This window comes from Streptomyces sp. 35G-GA-8 (genome assembly GCF_023534745.1).
Lineage (GTDB): Bacteria > Actinomycetota > Actinomycetes > Streptomycetales > Streptomycetaceae > Streptomyces.
The window spans coordinates 336,938-354,883 of the sequence record NZ_JAMHJQ010000004.1; the positions used below are offsets into that span (position 1 = coordinate 336,938).

Here is a 17,946-nt window from a genome sequence, read left to right on the forward strand (position 1 = left end):
CCATCGAATGTTGGTTGTCTCACTTCGATCGCCTGTGGCCGTGATGCCCGTCACATCCGTATTCCGGCCGGGCGGAGTGGCGGCGGAACGCGGCGGGCATGACGAAGGCCCGGCAGCGCGCCCGTAGGCGCCCTGCCGGGCCCGAGAACCGCTGACCCTAGGGCCTGTCTGACAAATAACGCCGTCCGCCCGGAGGGCGGGGCTCGCGGCGTCTGGTGCACTACGTTCGCTGCGCTCTCTCCGTCTCGGCGCCCTGACTCCTCCTTCGGATGCCGAGCGCGATCGCAAGGCGGAGGGTCGTTCTCGTAGCGGAGCTACTTGGACGAGCCCGACAACGCGGCGAGCGCGCGTGCCAGGCGTCGCGAGCCAGGCGGGATTTGTCAGACAGGGCCTAGCCCCCCACGGGCGAGTCCTCCGCCCGGGGCTCGGCCGGCGCCGAGTCGTCCGGCGCGGGCGCCTCCTCCGGCTCCGTGAGCCGCTGCTCGACACCCACGTTGCGGGCCAGCGACTTCGCCGCCAGGGCCTGCGCCGCCGCGTCGAACCGCTCGATGGAGGTCGGCTCGTCAGGACCGAGCAGATAGCGCTTCAGCTCACCACGGGCTTCGGCCAGCGGGTCGGCGGACGGCTCCGCGACCGCGGTGAGCAGCTGGTCCAGCTCCTTCGCGCTGTTGGAGAGGATCACGGCGGCCCGCACGGCGGTGTTCTGCCGCTTGAACTCCTCCGCGCCCAGCTCCGCGGAGTCGGTGACCGCGTACGGCTTGCCGCTCGCGATGAAGTCCGACACGACGCTGGAGATGTCGGAGACCATGGCGTCCGACTCGTTGAAGCAGTCGTACAGGGCCGGCTCCGAGCCATCGATGACCCGGTGCTCCCACCAGCCGAAGGAACGCCAGTACGCGCCGTTCCACTCGCGCCTCAGCCGCGTCAGCTCCGCCTGCCTGGCCGGGTCGGCCTTGGAGTCGCGCGACTCCTCCGCCTCGTCCCTGCTCGCGTCGGCCCCGCCGGACAGCTCGGTCAGCCGCGCGCCGATCCTGGCCAGCTCGGTCCGCGCCGCGCTCTGCTCGTCGCGGAGCCCCGCCGCGTCCTTCGCCCAGCGGGCGTCGGTGGCGCGCTCGGTGGCGGCCTTCTCCACGAGCGCGATGATCCGCTCGTGGACCGCCTTCGCCTTGGCGCTGCGCGTACCGGTGAAGGGGTGCGGCTTGTAGAGCACCCGGACGGGGCGTTCGGCCTTCAGCAGCCGCTTGACGATGTTCTCGCCTGCCAGCAGGAGCGAGGTGTTGCCCGGGCTGTCGTCCCAGCCCTCCCATGTGGGCGCGTAGAGCACCGTCGGGATGGGGTTCTTCGTCGAGCCGTTCGCCGGCTCGATCGGGGCCAGCTGCGGGCGGCCCACCTCGACGATGTCCTCGTCCCGTACCCCGACATCGGCGAGCGCGTACCGGTCACGTCCGGCCCGGCCCGCGGTCCACACCTCGTCGTAGGCCTTGCTGTACGGGTTGACGCTGGCCAGCTTGTCGCTGTCGCCGTGCCCGATGAAGACATGCTTCATGGTCGGGACGCGCAGCATATGGATGTTCTTGCCGACGTTGGCCGCGTAGAGCGCGACCCGGACCGTCGAGAGATCCAGATTCATCAGATGCACGCCACCGGGGACGCAGAGCACCGGCACGGCCGTCGGGCCCAGCTGCTGCGCGATGACGCGCTCGCGCAGGACGATCAGCGGTCGCCCTTCGAGCTGTCCCATCGTCTCCAGCCACATGTTGACCTGGTACGCGGACTCCTTGGAGCCGGAGAAGTACAGCATCACGGTCGGCCGGTAGTCGGCCAGCCAGCCGTCCACCGCCGTCAGCACCTTCTCGGCGTTGGGCACGAGCCGGCTCGGCCGCAGATACGGCAGCAGCGCGACGATGAAGCCGACGGCGAGCAGCACGCTGAGGCCGAGCCCGGCGTAGCCGTAGAGGTTGTCGCGGGTCTGGAGCGTGACGATCACGCCGACCATGGCGAAGACATCCAGGTGGAGCATCTTCTCGGCGGAACGGCTGAGCAGCCAGGGCGGCGGGGCGTCCGGGATCCGGATGGCACCGAGATCGATATTGCGGGTGACCACGGGCAGTCTGCGGCGCAGTCGGAGCAGGGTGACGATCGCGCCGTGCGGCGCCTGGAGCCCGTAGAACACCAGCACGGCGACGACGGTCACATAGAAGATCCGGTCCTCACCGAGGCCGCACCGCGCGACCAGGAGCACCAGCAGCATCTGCCGGATCAGGAAGCGGATCGACAGACCGGCCCGCACCTTGGCGAGCCGGTTCACCAGATAGCTGCCGCGCTGGTGCAGGAAAGTGTCCGCGAGATAGCTCACCGCCGCGGCCGCGGCGAAGAACCAGACATTGGGAATTATCGCGGCGAGCATGACGCACGGGAAACTCAGACCCAGAAGAAGTGCGGCTGCCAGCTCTGATCCGCTGCCCACCCGGGCCAGGCGAATGGCTGTCGAAATCACGGAATACTTGCTCCAGACCGTGGAGGCTATAGGACCTTGCGACGAAAATGTGAAGAGAAAACTTCACGAACTCGGGCCTCCGTGATTCGCGCGTCGGCGACCACAGAGGCCCGTGCAAAGATTGTCAAGAATTATTACACATCTTCCTGACGGTCCAGGACGGCCGCCAGAGCCTGCTCGAAGTCCGACGCCTCGGAGGCACTGCGGGTCGGGTCCTGCTGCCGTACGTCGATGACATGGCCGGTCAGCTCGGAGAGCAGCACATCGAGGGAAGTCCTGGCGACCGCTTCGGAGGAGAGCAGCGAGCCCTCCGGCTCCTGGCCGAATGCCTTGGTGCGCATGGGAGTCGCGGTGCGCTCCGGATTGACGCAATTCACTCGGATTCCCTCACCGGCCCATTCATCGGAGAGCGCCTGGGTCAGATTCACCATGGCCGCCTTCGTGGACGAGTAAAGGCTGTACTCCGCGCGCCCCCGGGTGTAGCTGCTCGATGTGTAGAGCAGCAGCTGCCCCTTGGTCTCCACCAGGTACTTGTACGAGGCGCGGGCGATCTGCACCGGCGCCAGGTAGTTGACGTTCAGCGCTTCCTGGATGGTGGTGTTGTCCGTCTCGGCCAGCTTGCCGATGCGCAGCACGCCCGCGGTGTTGATCACATAGTCGATCCGGCCCGTCTCGGCATAGGCGCGCGACAGCGCGTCGTCGACATGCTCGGGGTTCTCGACATGCGTACCGGTGGTGGAGCGGCCCAGCGCGTACACCGTGGCGCCGAAGGACTCGGCGAGCTGCGCGATGTCCGCGCCGATGCCGTACGAACCGCCGAAGACGACAAGCGTCTTGCCGGCCAGCAGCTCACGGTAGGAGTCGTCGGAGGACTGCTGCGGAGCGGCGGCGGAGGCCAGCTGGAAGAGCTTGTCGGCGATGAACACATCGACCGGCTGCGTGACCTTCATGTTGTACTCGTCGCCCGCGACGACATAGATCGGCACGTCCGGCAGATACCTCAGCACCACCGAACAGTCGTCGGTGGCCTGGAAGTTGGGGTCGCCCGCGGCGATCTCGTACGCCTTGCGGATGGTGGAGAGCTTGAACGCCTGCGGGGTCTGGCCGCGCCGCAGCCGCGACCGGTCGGGGACGTCCGTGATGAACTCGCCGTCGCCGCCGTGCGTACGGGTCACGATGATCGTGTCCGCGGACGGGATGGCGACGTCCACGGCCTGGTAGCGCTCCAGCGCGTCCACGCAGTCCTTGATCACGCGGTGCGACAGCAGCGGGCGCACGGCGTCGTGGAACAGTACGTTGCGGTCCTCGCCCTCGGCCAGGCCCTCGCCCAGCGCGGCGATGGCGCGCTCGGTGGTCTCGTTCCGTGTCGCGCCGCCCTCGATGATCCGGGTGACCTTGGCCAGTCCGGCCTTCGCGACGATCTTCTCCACGTCGGCCACATAGCCCGGCGCCATCAGCACGATCACATCGTCGATCGAGTCACTCCGCTCGAAGATCGACAGCGTGTGCTCGATGACCGCCTTCCCCGCGATCTTCAGCAGCTGCTTCGGGATCGACAGGCCCACACGCTGACCGGTTCCGCCCGCCAGGACGACAGCGGTGGTGCGGGACTTCGTGGGCGACGCGGATGTTGCAGACACAGGACTGACCTACCTTGCGGGCTCAGAGGATGTAGCGATGGTCCCACCCGCGGCAATCGTCTTGCAAGGTGGACCACAACCCCGCGACACCGGTACGCAACCCCTGATTCACCTGCGAAGACCAGCACGGCAGCGGTTCGGTGCCGGGAGTCGTACGTGAAGGACACCACATAAGTTTCACGTCGGAGCACGGCGGCTCCCAAATGAGAGCCTACGCGACGTGCCCACGCGGTCACCCACCGCGACAACGGCCCGTGGGCCCGTGGTGCTACGGGCCCACGGGCCTGCGGAGCCCGCGGCCCGCAGGCCCGCCGGAAGCTCTCCGGGGCGTTCTAGAAGGGGTGGAACTCGTCGTAGGCCCGCTGCGCCTCGTCCCGTTCCGCGTCCCGGTCCCTGCGCCGCTGCGCCGCCGGACGGGGCGCCTCCAGACGGTGGTCCTCACCGCGGCGGCCGAGCATCTCCGCTCCCGCCATCATCGTCGGCTCCCAGTCGAAGACGACCGCGTCGTCCTCGGGTCCGATGGCCACCCCGTCCCCCGATCGCGCGCCCGCCTTCATCAGCTGCTCCTCGACACCGAGCCGGCTGAGCCGGTCCGCGAGATAGCCGACGGCCTCGTCGTTGCTGAAGTCGGTCTGGCGGACCCAGCGTTCGGGCTTCTCGCCGCGCACCCGGTAGAGCCCGTCGTCCTCCAGGGAGACGGTGAAGCCCGCGTCGTCGACGGCCTTCGGACGGATGACGATCCGGGTCGCCTCCTCCTTGGGCCTGTCGGCACGGGCCTTGGCGATGATCTCGGCGAGCGCGAAGGAGAGTTCCTTCAGACCCAGATGGGCCACGGCCGAGGCCTCGAAGACGCGGTAGCCGCGCTTCTCCAGATCAGGACGGATCATCTCGGCGAGATCCTTGCCGTCCGGGATGTCGATCTTGTTGAGGACGACGATCCGCGGCCGGTTGTCGAGACCGCCGTACTGCGTCAGCTCCTCCTCGATCACATCGAGGTCGGTCACCGGGTCGCGGTCGGACTCCAGCGTGGCCGTGTCCAGCACATGCACCAGCACGGAGCAGCGCTCGACATGGCGCAGGAACTCAAGACCCAGACCCCGGCCCTGGCTGGCGCCCGGGATCAGACCGGGGACGTCCGCGATGGTGTAGACGGTGGAACCCGCCGTCACCACACCCAGGTTGGGGACAAGCGTGGTGAACGGGTAGTCCGCGATCTTGGGCTTGGCCGCGGAGAGCACGGAGATCAGCGAGGACTTGCCGGCGCTCGGGTAGCCGACGAGCGCCACATCGGCGACCGTCTTCAGCTCAAGCACCACATCGCCACTGCGGCCCGGCTCACCGAGCAGCGCGAAGCCGGGGGCCTTGCGGCGGGCCGAGGCCAGCGCCGCGTTGCCGAGACCGCCGCGACCGCCCTCGGCGGCGACATATGTGGTGCCCTCCCCGACCAGGTCGGCCAGGACATTGCCCGCGCGGTCGAGGACGACCGTACCGTCGGGGACCGGCAGGACCAGGTCCTGGCCGTCCTTGCCCGAGCGGTTGCCGCCCTCGCCCGGCTTGCCGTTGGTGGCCTTGCGGTGCGGGGAGTGGTGGTAGTCGAGCAGCGTCGTCACCGACTGGTCGACGACGAGGATGACATCGCCGCCACGGCCGCCGTTGCCGCCGTCGGGTCCGCCGAGCGGCTTGAACTTCTCACGGTGTACGGAGGCGCAGCCGTGGCCTCCGTTACCCGCGGCGACATGCAGCTCGACGCGGTCCACGAAGGTGGTCATGGGGATTGCCTCCAGTACATACGGAAATGTCATACGTCCAACACACGAAGGGCGGACCCGCTTCCCGTCACCGGGAAGTGAGGTCCGCCCTCGCGAAGAAACCGTGCTACAGGCGCCTGATGCTCAGTGCTCAGGCGACCGGAACGATGTTCACGACCTTGCGGCCGCGGCTGGTGCCGAACTCCACCGCGCCCGCGTTCAGCGCGAACAGCGTGTCGTCGCCGCCACGGCCGACGCCGGAGCCCGGGTGGAAGTGCGTGCCGCGCTGGCGGACCAGGATCTCACCGGCGCTGACGACCTGACCGCCGAAGCGCTTCACGCCGAGCCGCTGAGCATTGGAATCGCGCCCGTTCCGAGTGGACGATGCGCCCTTCTTGTGTGCCATGTCTCCTCAGTCCCTTACTTCGCAGCCGCGGGGATACCGGTGACCTTGATCGCCGTGTACTGCTGACGGTGACCCTGGCGACGGCGGTAGCCGGTCTTGTTCTTGTAGCGAAGGATGTCGATCTTCGCACCCTTGTGGTGGTCCACGATCTCGGCCGTGACCTTGATGCCGTCCAGCACCCACGGGTCGCTGGTGACGGCCTCGCCGTCGACCACGAGCAGGGTCGAGAGCTCGACCGTGTCGCCAACCTTGGCAGTGGGAATCTTGTCAACCTCAACGATGTCGCCGACAGCAACCTTGTGCTGGCGACCACCGCTGCGCACGATGGCGTACACGCGGATCTCACTCTCGCTCGGAACGGAACCTCTGATGCCAGCCGCTCGCACGGACCGGGGCCCGTGGCGATTCCTGACAGGACGAGCGGCCTCCCCCGGGAATCCGGGAGGTGGGTGCTCAGAGGTGGGCGCGCATAGGAACACACCGAAGGTTTAGAGTACGGGGCCCCTGTACAGAGGGTCAAACCAGCTCCCCCGTCCCCGGCGCCGTACGGGCTCATGCGCGGCCCGTACGGCGACCGGGGACGACGGCGTCGTCCCGGCCCGTACGGCGACCGGGGACGACGGCGTCGTCAGTCCTCCGTGGAGGCGGTGACGCCGGAGGGCGTCGTACGCTCGGCCGCCGCGGTCTTCTTCGTCGTCGACTTGGCCGTCTTCTTGGCCGTCGTCTTCTTCGCCGCGGTCTTCTTGGCCGTCGTCTTCTTGGCGGCCGTCTTCTTCGCCGTCGTCGCCTTCTTGGCGGTCTTGCGCACCGCCTTCTTGGCCGGGGCCGCGGGCTCCTCGACGGCCGGTTCCCCGGCCTTCGCGGGCTCCTCCGCCCTGGCCGGCTCCACCACGACGACCGCCGCGTCCTCGGCGCCCGAGGGCGACCCCGCCGGAGCGGTGACCTTGCGGGTCACCCTGCGGCGCGCCCGGGGCGGAGCCGCGACCGGCGCCTCTTCGGCGACGGGCGCGTCGACGGCGACGGGCTCGGCGACGGCCTGCTCGGCCGCCAGCGGCTCCGGTGCGGTCACGGGCTCGGCGGACACCGGCAGGACCACCTCGGCGGGTGCCTCCGTGTCGGCGGCCTTCGGCGAACCTGCCGGAGCCGTCGCCTTGCGCGTGGCGCGGCGGCGCGTACGGCCCTTGGGGGCCGCCTCCTCGGCGGGCGTCTCCGGCGCGGCGGCGGGAGCCGCGTCCGCTGCCGGGGTCTCCACCGGCGACTCCACGGACGTCTCGGCGGCCGGTGCCTCGGTCCTGGCCACCTGCGCCGGCACCTGCTCGGGCTCCGCGGTCCTCGGCGAGCCCGCCGGGGCGGACGCCTTGCGGGACGCCCGGCGGCGCGAACGGCCGCGTACGGACGCCTCCGCCTCCGCCACGCTGCTGAACAGCTCCTCGTCCGGCGCGAACGTGTCGGACAACGACTCGGCCACCGCGACCGGGGCCGCCACCTCCGCCGCTACCTCGGCCTCGGTCTCCGCCACGACCTCGACGTGCTCATGCTCGTGGTCATGCTCCGTACCGGCGCCGCCGCGACCGCGCTTCTTGGAGCGCTTGCCGTTGCCACCGCCACCGGCCGCCGTGGGCTGCTCCATGTGCACGATCACACCGCGCCCGTTGCAGTGGACACAGGTCTCGGAGAAGGACTCCAGCAGACCCTGGCCCACCCGCTTACGGGTCATCTGCACCAGACCCAGCGAGGTGACCTCGGCGACCTGGTGCTTCGTACGGTCCCGGCCCAGGCATTCGAGCAGGCGTCGCAGCACGAGGTCCCGGTTGGATTCGAGCACCATGTCGATGAAGTCGATCACGACGATGCCGCCCAGGTCGCGCAGCCGCAGCTGGCGCACGATCTCCTCGGCCGCCTCCAGGTTGTTCCTGGTGACGGTCTCCTCAAGATTGCCGCCCTGACCGGTGAACTTCCCGGTGTTGACATCGACCACGATCATGGCCTCGGTCTTGTCGATCACCAGCGAACCACCGCTGGGCAGCCAGACCTTGCGGTCCAGCGCCTTCATCAGCTGCTCGTCGATGCGGTACGTCGCGAAGACGTCGACCTCGCTCGTCCAGCGCGACAGCCGGTCCGAGAGATCGGGCGCGACATGGTCGACATAGCCGTGGATGGTCCCCCACGCGTCGTCACCGCTGACGATGACCTTCGAGAAGTCCTCGTTGAAGATGTCGCGGACGACCCGCACGGTCATGTCGGGCTCACCGTAGAGAAGCGTCGGGGCGTTGCCGCTCTTCGACTTCTTCTTGATGTCCTCCCACTGCGACTGAAGCCGCTCGACATCGCGGCGCAGCTCGTCCTCGCTGGCGCCCTCCGCGGCCGTACGGACGATGACGCCCGCGTCCTCGGGGACGATCTTCTTGAGGATGGTCTTCAGCCGGGACCGCTCGGTGTCGGGCAGCTTGCGGCTGATGCCGGTCATCGAGCCCTCGGGCACATAGACCAGATAGCGGCCGGGCAGCGACACCTGGCTGGTCAGACGCGCGCCCTTGTGGCCGATCGGGTCCTTCGTGACCTGCACGAGCACCGACTGGCCGGACTTGAGCGCGGTCTCGATCCGGCGCGGGCCGTTGGCCATGCCCAGCGCCTCGAAGTTGACCTCACCGGCGTACAGGACGGCGTTGCGTCCCTTGCCGATGTCGACGAACGCGGCCTCCATCGACGGCAGTACGTTCTGGACCTTGCCCAGATACACATTGCCGACGTAGCTGGTGGCCTGCTCCTTGTTGACGTAGTGCTCGACGAGCACGTTGTCCTCAAGGACGCCGATCTGGGTGCGCTCACCGTTCTGGCGGACGACCATCACACGCTCGACGGCCTCGCGGCGGGCCAGGAACTCCGCCTCGGTGATGATCGGCACCCTGCGGCGGCCCTGCTCGCGGCCCTCGCGGCGGCGCTGCTTCTTGGCCTCCAGACGGGTCGAGCCCTTGATGGACTGCACCTCGTCGGAGCTGGTGCTCGGCTCGCGCTCTTCCTTCTTGCGCGGCTCGCGGACCTTGACGACCGTACGCTCCGGGTCGTCCCCGCCGGACTCCGCCTCGGAACCGCCGTCGCCACTGCGACGGCGCCTGCGACGGCGGCGCCGGCTGCTGGAGGAGCCGCCGCCCGAGGGGGCCTCGGCCTCCTCCTGGTCGTCGTCGTCCTCTTCATGTTCGGCCCGCTCGGCGCGCTCGCCGTCCTTGCCGGTGTCCTCGTCCTCGGCGTGGGCCCCGGACTCGTCCTGCTCGTCCGTGGTGTCCTCGGTGTCCGCGGACTCGCCGCGGCGACGGCGACGGCCGCCCCGGCGGCGGCGGCGCGACGGACGGTCCTCGTACTCGTCGGAGTCCTCGCCCTCGGCGGACTGCTCCGTGTCCGGCTCGGCCGCGGTCTCCTCGGCGTGCTCCCGCGCCGCCTCCGCGTCGGCCCGGGGGGCCTCCACGGGCTCGGCGGGCTCGCCGCGACGGCGACGCCGCCGACGGCCCGTGGGCTCGGAAGCGGCGACGGGCTCGCGGACCGCCGCGGTCCGCGTCTCCTCCTCGGTCTCGTCGGTCTCGTCAAGATCCTCGTCGTCGTCCACCGGTGTGACGGCGGCGGCGGCCGCTGCGGCCGTCTCCGGGGTCTGGAACATCGGCTCGGTGAAGACGGGCGCGCGGAAGACGGCCACGGCGGGCCGGGTGGCGCGGCGACGCGAGCGCTCGGGCGCCTCGCTCTCGCTCTGCGCGGCCTTCGACGCGGGCTTCTCCTCGACGGTGGTCTCGGGCGCGGCGGCGCGGCGGCGCGGGCGCCCGCGCGTGGCGGCCTGCTCGGCGGCCTCGACCTCGGCCTCGTCGGTGGTGATCTGCGCGACGGTGGCCTCCGGCAGGCTCTCGCCCGCCGACGCGCCGTCGGCGTTGTCGCTCGCGTTCGCTTCGGGCGCGGGCGCGGGCGCACCGGCGGGCGCGGTGGCCTTGCGGGTGGCGCGGCGGCGGGTACGGCCGGCCGGCGCGGTCTCCTCGGCGGGGCTCTCCTCCGGGGCCGGGGCCGGGGCCGTGACGGCCTCAGGTGCCTCGGGAGCGGCGGCCTCGGCGGCGGGCGCGGGAGCGGCGGTCTTACGGGTGGCACGACGGCGCGCACGCGGCGCGGCCACCGGCTCCTCCTCCGCCACAACGGACTCCACGGCCTCGGACACCGCGGCAGCCGCAACCGGCTCAACCGCCACCTCAGGCGCGGGAGCGGCGGTCTTACGAGTCGCACGGCGACGCGCACGCGGCGCGGCCACCGGCTCCTCCTCCGCCACAACGGACTCCACGGCCTCGGACACCGCGGCAGCCGCAACCGGCTCAACCGCCACCTCAGGCGCGGGAGCGGCGGTCTTACGAGTCGCACGGCGACGCGCACGCGGCGCGGCCACCGGCTCCTCCTCCGCCACAACGGACTCCACGGCCTCGGACACCGCGGCAGCCGCAACCGGCTCAACCGCCACCTCAGGCGCGGGAGCGGCGGTCTTACGAGTCGCACGGCGACGCGCACGCGGCGCGGCCACCGGCTCCTCCTCCGCCACAACGGACTCCACGGCCTCGGACACCGCGGCAGCCGCAACCGGCTCAACCGCCACCTCAGGCGCGGGAGCGGCGGTCTTACGAGTCGCACGACGGCGCGCACGCGGCGCGGCCACCGGCTCCTCCGTCACACCCGTCCCGTCGCTCGCTGCCGCCCCCGCGGCCTCGGCGGCCGGTACGGCCTGTGCGACGGTCTCCGTGGTCTCCGTGACGCTCGTGGCGTCCTCGGCCCCAGCGGCAGCGGCGGGCGGACCCGCCGGGCGGGACGCGGCGCGGCGCCTGCGGCGCGGCGGCAGCGTATCGCTGGGTGAGTTGTTCTCTTCGTTGGTGTCCCCGGGGGTGCCGGGTTCAGTGGGCTCAAGCATGCGGGCGGTTCTCCCGTCACGCTCCCGGGCGCCACGCCTGATTCCGGTCCGGCCGCGGCTCGCGCGCTGCGCGAATGCCGCCGTCCGGGGCGCGGGCGCCGCACGGGAGCTGTTATGTCTGGCTCGCCGGTTCCCTACGCGATGTACGTACGGCCTGGCGAAAGTCTTCTGGTCAGTGCGCTGCCCGACCCAGGTGGCTCCCGAGTCCCAGGGCTGCGTTACAACGACCGCCCTACGCGGTACCCGCACCTTCCGGCGCCTTCGCGGCGGCGGGTCCGGCGGCCTTGGGTGGGGCGGGCCGGGCTGCCTCGCGGTCGGGCGCGAGCGGGTCGGTCACCGTTCCGGACTCCTCGTCGAAGAGCCCCTGCGCCAGCCTGGTCACCGCTGCGGGGACCGGCGGCGCCAGGTCGGCCACAGCTCGGAGACCGGACAGGACGTCGTCGGGTCGCACGGCAGGTGTCACGTGCCGAACAACCAGCCGCAGTATCGCACAGGGCCTGTCCCCCGGCCTATCAGGCCAGGAGCGAGCCCCCTCCGTACCCTCCGTACCCGCCGGCGGGACGGCTTCCAGGCCGGCCACGGCCCCCCGTGCGTCGAAGGTCCGGAGACCGTTCTTCGTACGGCGTTCGACCTCGACCGACTCGGCGGCCAGGAAGGCGGCCACGGCCTCTTCCGCCGCGGGCGGCTCGACGCCGTCCAGCCGCAGCTCCCATTCGGAAGCGGTCAGCCGGTCGGCGAGCCCCGATGTACGTGCCTCGACAGCGTCGATGATGTCCAGGCCGGCCGGCAGCGACTCGTCGAGCAGCTCACGCAGCTTGTCCGGGTCGCACACCTCCACCAGGGCGATCTCCAGGAACTCGGCCTCGCTGCCCGTGCCGGTGGGTGCGGCATTGGCGTACGACACCTTCGGATGCGGGGTGAACCCCGCCGAGTACGCCATGGGCACCTCGGCGCGGCGCAGCGCCCGCTCGAAGGCGCGCTGGAAGTCACGGTGGCTGGTGAACCGGAGGCGGCCGCGCTTGGTGTAGCGCAGTCGGATGCGCTGCACCGCCGGTGCGGGTGGCGGGCCTTCGGGCTGTCGCTTGCCCAGTGGTTCTTCTCCTCGGTGCGGGCGGTACGCGGTGACGCGCCGCCCTTGGACGTGGGGGTGACCCCGGATCCGGCTCGGCCCCGCTTTCGCGGGGAGATCTCGGGTGCGGGGTTCGCGCCGGGGACGATCGTTGTACTACCCAGAGTACGCGTACGGCCCTTCTACGGTTCCCCACCCTCGGTCGGCGGAGCCCGGCCACCGGCGCCCGCCCGGGACCGGGAGTCTCAGGCGTCCGTCCGGATCCAGTAGCGGAGCTTTCCGCCGCGCTGGTCCTCCAGCACCCCGCCGGCCGCCTCGATCACCTTCCGCGACGGAGTATTGGTGGTGTCGCAGGTGACCAGGACGGAGGCGATTCCGATGGCACGGGCGACGGGCAGCGACGCGGTGAGCATGGCGGTCGCATGGCCCTGGCGCCGCGCGGTGGGACGTACGGCATAGCCGATATGCCCGCCGAGCTCGCGCAGGTACGGGTTGAGCCGGTGGCGGATGGCGAGACGTCCCAGGAAGGTTTCGCCCTCGACGTACCAGAGTGTGGTGTTGGGCACCCACCCCTCGATCCGCGGGGTCTCCTCCAGCGGCTCGGCGTTGAGCCGTGCCACATACGCGGCGAAGACCTCGGGCCGGTGCCAGGTCCGGCCGAACTCCTCCATCTCGTGCAGGAGTAACGAGCGCTCGTCCGGGCCCTCTTCGACGAATTCCTTCATGGCGTCCAGGAAGGAGGCATGGATCCGGATGTCCGGGGCGATGAGCTGCGGCATCAGCCCATTGTGCAGGCGCGTGGAGCGGCCCGGCGCGCCCCGGGGCCCGCCGGGCGCGCGCCGGGTTACTTGACGACGGTGAGCGGCAGCAGCTTCTTGCCCGTGGGGCCGATCTGGATCTCGGTGTCCATCTGGGGGCAGACACCGCAGTCGAAGCACGGCGTCCAGCGGCAGTCCTCGACCTCGGTCTCGTCGAGCGCGTCCTGCCAGTCCTCCCAGAGCCAGTCCTTGTCGAGACCGGAGTCCAGGTGGTCCCAGGGCAGGACCTCCTCGTACATGCGCTCGCGCGTCGTGTACCAGGCGACGTCCACACCGAAGTCCGGCAGCGTCTTCTCCGCGCAGGCCATCCAGCGGTCGTAGGAGAAGTGCTCACGCCAGCCGTCGAACCGGCCGCCGTCCTCGTACACCGCGCGGATGACCGCGCCGACGCGTCGGTCGCCGCGCGAGAGCAGGCCCTCGACGATGCCGGGCTTGCCGTCGTGGTAGCGGAAGCCGATGGAGCGGCCGTACTTCTTGTCGCCCCGGATCTTGTCGCGGAGCTTCTCCAGCCGGGCGTCGGTCTCCTCGGCGCTGAGCTGCGGCGCCCACTGGAACGGGGTGTGCGGCTTGGGTACGAACCCGCCGATCGAGACCGTGCAGCGGATGTCGTTCTGGCCGGACACCTTGCGGCCCTCGGCGATCACCCGGACGGCCATGTCGCCGATCTGGAGGACGTCCTCGTCGGTCTCGGTGGGCAGACCGCACATGAAGTACAGCTTCACCTGACGCCAGCCGTTGCCGTACGCGGTGGAGACCGTACGGATCAGGTCCTCCTCCGAGACCATCTTGTTGATGACCTTGCGCAGCCGCTCGGAGCCGCCCTCGGGCGCGAAGGTGAGACCGGACCTACGGCCGTTCCTGGTCAGCTCGTTGGCCAGATCGACATTGAACGCGTCGACGCGGGTGGACGGGAGGGACAGCCCGACCTTGTCCTCCTCGTAGCGGTCCGCGAGCCCCTTGGCGATGTCGCCGATCTCGCTGTGGTCGGCGGAGGAGAGCGAGAGCAGCCCGACCTCCTCGAAGCCGGTCGCCTTCAGCCCCTTCTCGACCATCTCGCCGATTCCGGTGATGCTGCGCTCGCGCACCGGGCGGGTGATCATGCCCGCCTGGCAGAACCGGCAGCCGCGTGTGCAGCCGCGGAAGATCTCCACGGACATCCGCTCGTGGACGGTCTCGGCGAGCGGGACGAGCGGCTGCTTCGGATACGGCCACTCGTCGAGGTCCATCACGGTGTGCTTGGACACCCGCCACGGGACACCGGACCTGTTCGGTACGACACGGGCGATCCGGCCGTCCGGCAGGTACTCGACGTCGTAGAAGCCGGGGACGTAGACCCCGCCGGTCTTCGCGAGCCGGAGAAGGACCTCCTCGCGCCCGCCGGGGCGGCCCTCCGCCTTCCAGGCCCGGATGATCTCGGTGATCTCCAGCACGGCCTGCTCGCCGTCGCCGATGACCGCGCAGTCGATGAACTCCGCGATCGGCTCGGGGTTGAAGGCGGCGTGGCCGCCGGCGAGCACGATGGGGTGGTCGACGGTACGGTCCCGGGCCGCGAGCGGGATGTCGGCGAGGTCCAGGGCGGTGAGCATGTTGGTGTAGCCGAGCTCGGTGGAGAAGCTCAGCCCGAAGACGTCGAAGGCACCGACCGGCCGGTGGCTGTCCACCGTGAACTGCGGGACGTTGTGCTCGCGCATCAGCTCTTCGAGGTCCGGCCAGACGCTGTACGTACGCTCGGCGAGCACGCCCTCGCGCTCGTTCAGCACCTCGTAAAGGATCATGACGCCCTGGTTGGGGAGCCCGACCTCGTAGGCGTCCGGGTACATCAGCGCCCAGCGGACATCGGTGGAATCCCACGGCTTGACCGTGGAGTTCAGTTCACCACCGACGTACTGGATCGGCTTCTGCACATGCGGGAGCAGGGCTTCGAGCTGCGGGAAGACCGATTCGGCAGGCATCACGGCGATCTTTCGTGGACTGACAGATGCGACCATTCAGCCTACCCCGATGGTCACCCGCTCAGATCCGCCCTCAACCGGGGGTCGGACGCCTTCGCCCACAGGTCCGGCAGCTCCCGTTCGCGGCGCTCGCCCTGGGCCTCCTCCTGGCCGTAGAGCAGACCCCAGGTGAACGCGGACTCGCCCGCCGTGTGGGCCTGGATCGCGAGATCGCGGAGGGCCTGGCGGGCCACCACGCTGTCCTGGTGGTCGCCGAGCGCGGTCTGGAGTGCCTTCATGCGCTTGGCGAAGCGCTTGGCCGCCTTGCCCAGGGCAGGCCCGGCGGCCTCGGCGGCGTAGCGGGCGCGCTTGGCGGCCTTGCGGGCGTTGTGCATCGCGAGATCGCGTTCCTCGCCCGGCGCGAGCGCCAGCGCGTCGCCGACCCGGCCGGCCAGCCGCTCGTAGTTCTTGAGGATCGCCGTGGGCAGCGCCTTCGCGGCGGGCCGCGCCGCGTCCGGCCGCAGCGGCGGCGCGGTGAGCAGCCCGTCGAGTGTGTCCAGCAGGGTCAGATAGCGCTCACTGTCGAGTACGGCGACGGTTCTGCTCCGGGACCCGGCGCGCTGGGCGGCGTCCCAGGTCCGGAGCCGGCCGCGCACCGGCCCGAGGAGCAGCGTCACGGGCAGCGCGTCGATACGGGAGCTCAGCCGTTCGTCGAGGACTTCGTGGTCGCGGTCGACACCCAGCTCCGCCGCGACCCATTTGAGCTCCTCGGCGACCGGGTCGGTGACGGACCGGTCGAGGATCTTGCGGTACGTGCGGAAGGCGGAGCGCATGCGGCGGGTGGCGACGCGCAGCTGGTGCACGGAGTCCGGCAGGTCGCGGCGTACGGCGGCGTCCTGGGCGACGATCGCGTCGGCCTGGTCGCGCAGATAGGCGAGGATGTGGTCCCCGGCGCTGCGCGGCCTCCCCTTGGGCGCCCTGGTCGCGGCTCCGCCCGGCTCGTGGGGCGCCGTCTCGGCCAGTGCCCTGCCGAGCTTGGACGCGGCGGACGCCGGGCGCAGACCGGCCTTGCGGAGCTTCTTCTCCACCGCGTCGAGGATCGCGGGATCGGCGTCGTCGCCGAGCTCCACCTCGACCTCGGTCCAGGAGGCGGTCCCGGCGTCCTCGCCGCCGGCGTCCCCGGTGAGCCGTCGGGCCCGTACGGCGTCCACACTCGCCTCGGCGAGCGCCGTGCCGTTCGTGTCGAGCAGCTGAAGGACATCGCGTGAGGTCGTCAGCCGTACGACGGGGATCAGCCCGGCGCCGCGTACGCGTGAGCGGACCAGCGCGGCGAGTTCGTCCGGGAGAGTGTCCGCGAGCGGCGCCCGGATCTCGTCACGGATGCCGGTGGAGACCGGGAATTTCAGATGCCAGCCCTCGTCGGGGCCACCCGTGCGGCGCCGCAGCGTGACATGGTCCGCGGTGAGGCGCAGATCCGCGGTGTCGTAATAGACGGCGTCCAGCTCCACCACGCCCTGGGCGTGAACGGACGCGACCCCCTTCACCCCGGTGAGATCCGGCAGTCCGGGGCGTTCGTCGGCGTCGGAGGGCGCGGGAAGTTCGTATTTGCGCTCGATCTCTCGCTTTGTGTCCGCCATGTACCGAATTTAGTCCCAGGGGCGGCTCCTGGGCAGCCCCTGGGACCTGTCCGGGGCGTCCCCGGGCGTCGCTCAGGCCGACATGGGTCGCTGTACCCGGATCGACTGGAGCAGTCCGACGGCGATCCACGCCGCGAACATGGCGGTGCCGCCGTACGAGACGAACGGCAGCGGCAGACCCGCCACCGGCATGATCCCGAGCGTCATCCCGATGTTCTCGAAGGACTGGAACGCGAACCAGGCGATGATCCCCGCGGCGACGATCGTGCCGTACAGCTCGGTGGTCTCCCGGGCGATCCGGCAGGCGCGCCACAGGACCACGCCGAGCAGCACCAGGATGAGCCCGGCGCCGACGAAGCCCAGCTCCTCGCCCGCGACCGTGAAGACGAAGTCGGTCTGCTGCTCGGGCACGAACTGGCCGGTGGTCTGGGAGCCGTGGAAGAGCCCGGTGCCGGTGAGTCCGCCGGAGCCGATGGCGATCCGCGCCTGGTTGGTGTTGTAGCCGACGCCCGCGGGGTCCAGCTCCGGGTTGGCGAAGGCCGCGAAGCGGTTGATCTGGTACTCGTCGAGCACGCCGAGCGCCGCGACCGCGATGGCGCCCGCCACCCCCGCGCCGACCAGGCCGATGATCCAGCGGTTGGAGGCGCCGGAGGCGAGCAGTACGCCGAGCACGATGACGGCCATGACCATCACGGAGCCGAGGTCCGGCATCAGCATGACGATGGCCATCGGGACGACGGCGAGACCGAGGGATTTCGCGACCGTCCGATGGTCCGGATGGACCTGGTCCCCGGCGTCCACCCGGGCCGCCAGCATGACCGCCATGGCCAGGATGATCGTGACCTTCACGAACTCGGAGGGCTGGAGGGTGAAGCCGCCGCCGATCACGATCCAGGCGTGGGCGCCGTTGATGGTCGCGCCGAGCGGGGTGAGGACCAGCAGGACCAGGACGACGGAGAGCCCGTACAGCGCGGGGACCGCCCCGCGCATGAGGCGGTGCCCGACCCAGATCGTGCCGATCATCAGGGCGATCCCGATGCCGGTGTTGAGCAGATGGCGTACGAGGAAGTAGTAGGGATCGCCCTGGTTCAGCTGGGTGCGGTTACGGGTCGCCGACCAGACAAGCAGCGAGCCGATCAGCGACAGGGCGACCGCCGAGAAGAGCAGCGGCCAGTCGAGTCTGCGCACCATCGAGTCGCGGGCCACGAGCTTGGCCCAGGTCCCCCGCTCCGGTCCGTATCCGGAGACCGAGAAGCCACTTGTGCCGGCCATC

General features: G+C 70.5%; 11 protein-coding genes. All 11 read right to left on the reverse strand.

Going from position 1 to position 17,946, the window contains the following annotated elements; genetic code table 11:
* Positions 1-391 precede the first annotated feature (391 nt).
* The 11 genes from M1203_RS10730 to rodA all read right to left on the reverse strand — a co-directional run bounded on the left by M1203_RS10730 (position 392) and on the right by rodA (position 17,945).
* Positions 392-2,497 carry a CDP-glycerol glycerophosphotransferase family protein gene (locus M1203_RS10730; RefSeq protein ID WP_249949344.1) on the reverse strand — a complete coding sequence of 702 codons (2,106 nt, stop codon included), beginning with the start codon at positions 2,495-2,497 and terminating at the stop codon, positions 392-394.
* Between the two features lie 134 nt (positions 2,498-2,631).
* Positions 2,632-4,137: a bifunctional cytidylyltransferase/SDR family oxidoreductase gene (locus M1203_RS10735; protein WP_249949345.1), complete on the reverse strand. Its 1,506-nt coding sequence runs from the start codon at positions 4,135-4,137 to the stop codon at positions 2,632-2,634.
* Positions 4,138-4,469: 332 nt separating this feature from the next.
* The gene (gene obgE, locus M1203_RS10740; protein WP_249949346.1) at positions 4,470-5,906 is read right to left on the reverse strand and encodes a GTPase ObgE; all 1,437 of its coding nucleotides are present in this window, start codon (positions 5,904-5,906) and stop codon (positions 4,470-4,472) included.
* A 130-nt stretch (positions 5,907-6,036) separates the two neighbouring features.
* Positions 6,037-6,291, reverse strand: a complete 255-nt coding sequence (rpmA, locus tag M1203_RS10745; RefSeq protein ID WP_249949347.1) for a 50S ribosomal protein L27 — start codon at positions 6,289-6,291, stop codon at positions 6,037-6,039.
* A gap of 14 nt (positions 6,292-6,305) precedes the next feature.
* Entirely contained in the window at positions 6,306-6,626 is a 321-nt protein-coding gene (rplU, locus tag M1203_RS10750) for a 50S ribosomal protein L21 (RefSeq protein ID WP_030352366.1), read from the reverse strand.
* Between the two features lie 293 nt (positions 6,627-6,919).
* A complete protein-coding gene (locus M1203_RS10755) occupies positions 6,920-11,218 on the reverse strand; it encodes an Rne/Rng family ribonuclease (RefSeq protein ID WP_249949348.1) in 4,299 nt (1,432 codons plus the stop codon).
* Positions 11,219-11,450: 232 nt separating this feature from the next.
* Positions 11,451-12,266 (reverse strand): TIGR03936 family radical SAM-associated protein, encoded by an 816-nt coding sequence (locus M1203_RS10760; protein ID WP_249949349.1) that lies wholly within the window; start codon positions 12,264-12,266, stop codon positions 11,451-11,453.
* A gap of 266 nt (positions 12,267-12,532) precedes the next feature.
* Entirely contained in the window at positions 12,533-13,066 is a 534-nt protein-coding gene (locus M1203_RS10765) for a GNAT family N-acetyltransferase (protein ID WP_249949350.1), read from the reverse strand.
* Positions 13,067-13,131: 65 nt separating this feature from the next.
* Entirely contained in the window at positions 13,132-15,057 is a 1,926-nt protein-coding gene (locus M1203_RS10770; RefSeq protein WP_249949351.1) for a TIGR03960 family B12-binding radical SAM protein, read from the reverse strand.
* Between the two features lie 53 nt (positions 15,058-15,110).
* A complete protein-coding gene (locus M1203_RS10775; protein ID WP_249949352.1) occupies positions 15,111-16,673 on the reverse strand; it encodes a CYTH and CHAD domain-containing protein in 1,563 nt (520 codons plus the stop codon).
* Positions 16,674-16,745: 72 nt separating this feature from the next.
* Positions 16,746-17,945, reverse strand: coding sequence for a rod shape-determining protein RodA (gene rodA / locus M1203_RS10780; protein ID WP_249949353.1), 1,200 nt, complete (start codon positions 17,943-17,945; stop codon positions 16,746-16,748).
* Position 17,946: the final 1 nt, after the last annotated feature.

What these genes read in the sequence shown, in the direction of transcription:
- obgE (WP_249949346.1), bottom strand. Translation starts at nt 5,906, where the DNA reads ATGACCACCTTCGTGGACCGCGTCGAGCTGCATGTCGCCGCGGGTAAC.
- rpmA (WP_249949347.1), bottom strand. Translation starts at nt 6,291, where the DNA reads ATGGCACACAAGAAGGGCGCATCGTCCACTCGGAACGGGCGCGATTCC.
- M1203_RS10755 (WP_249949348.1), bottom strand. Translation starts at nt 11,218, where the DNA reads ATGCTTGAGCCCACTGAACCCGGCACCCCCGGGGACACCAACGAAGAG.
- M1203_RS10765 (WP_249949350.1), bottom strand. Translation starts at nt 13,066, where the DNA reads ATGCCGCAGCTCATCGCCCCGGACATCCGGATCCATGCCTCCTTCCTG.
- M1203_RS10770 (WP_249949351.1), bottom strand. Translation starts at nt 15,057, where the DNA reads ATGCCTGCCGAATCGGTCTTCCCGCAGCTCGAAGCCCTGCTCCCGCAT.
- M1203_RS10775 (WP_249949352.1), bottom strand. Translation starts at nt 16,673, where the DNA reads ATGGCGGACACAAAGCGAGAGATCGAGCGCAAATACGAACTTCCCGCG.
- rodA (WP_249949353.1), bottom strand. Translation starts at nt 17,945, where the DNA reads ATGGCCGGCACAAGTGGCTTCTCGGTCTCCGGATACGGACCGGAGCGG.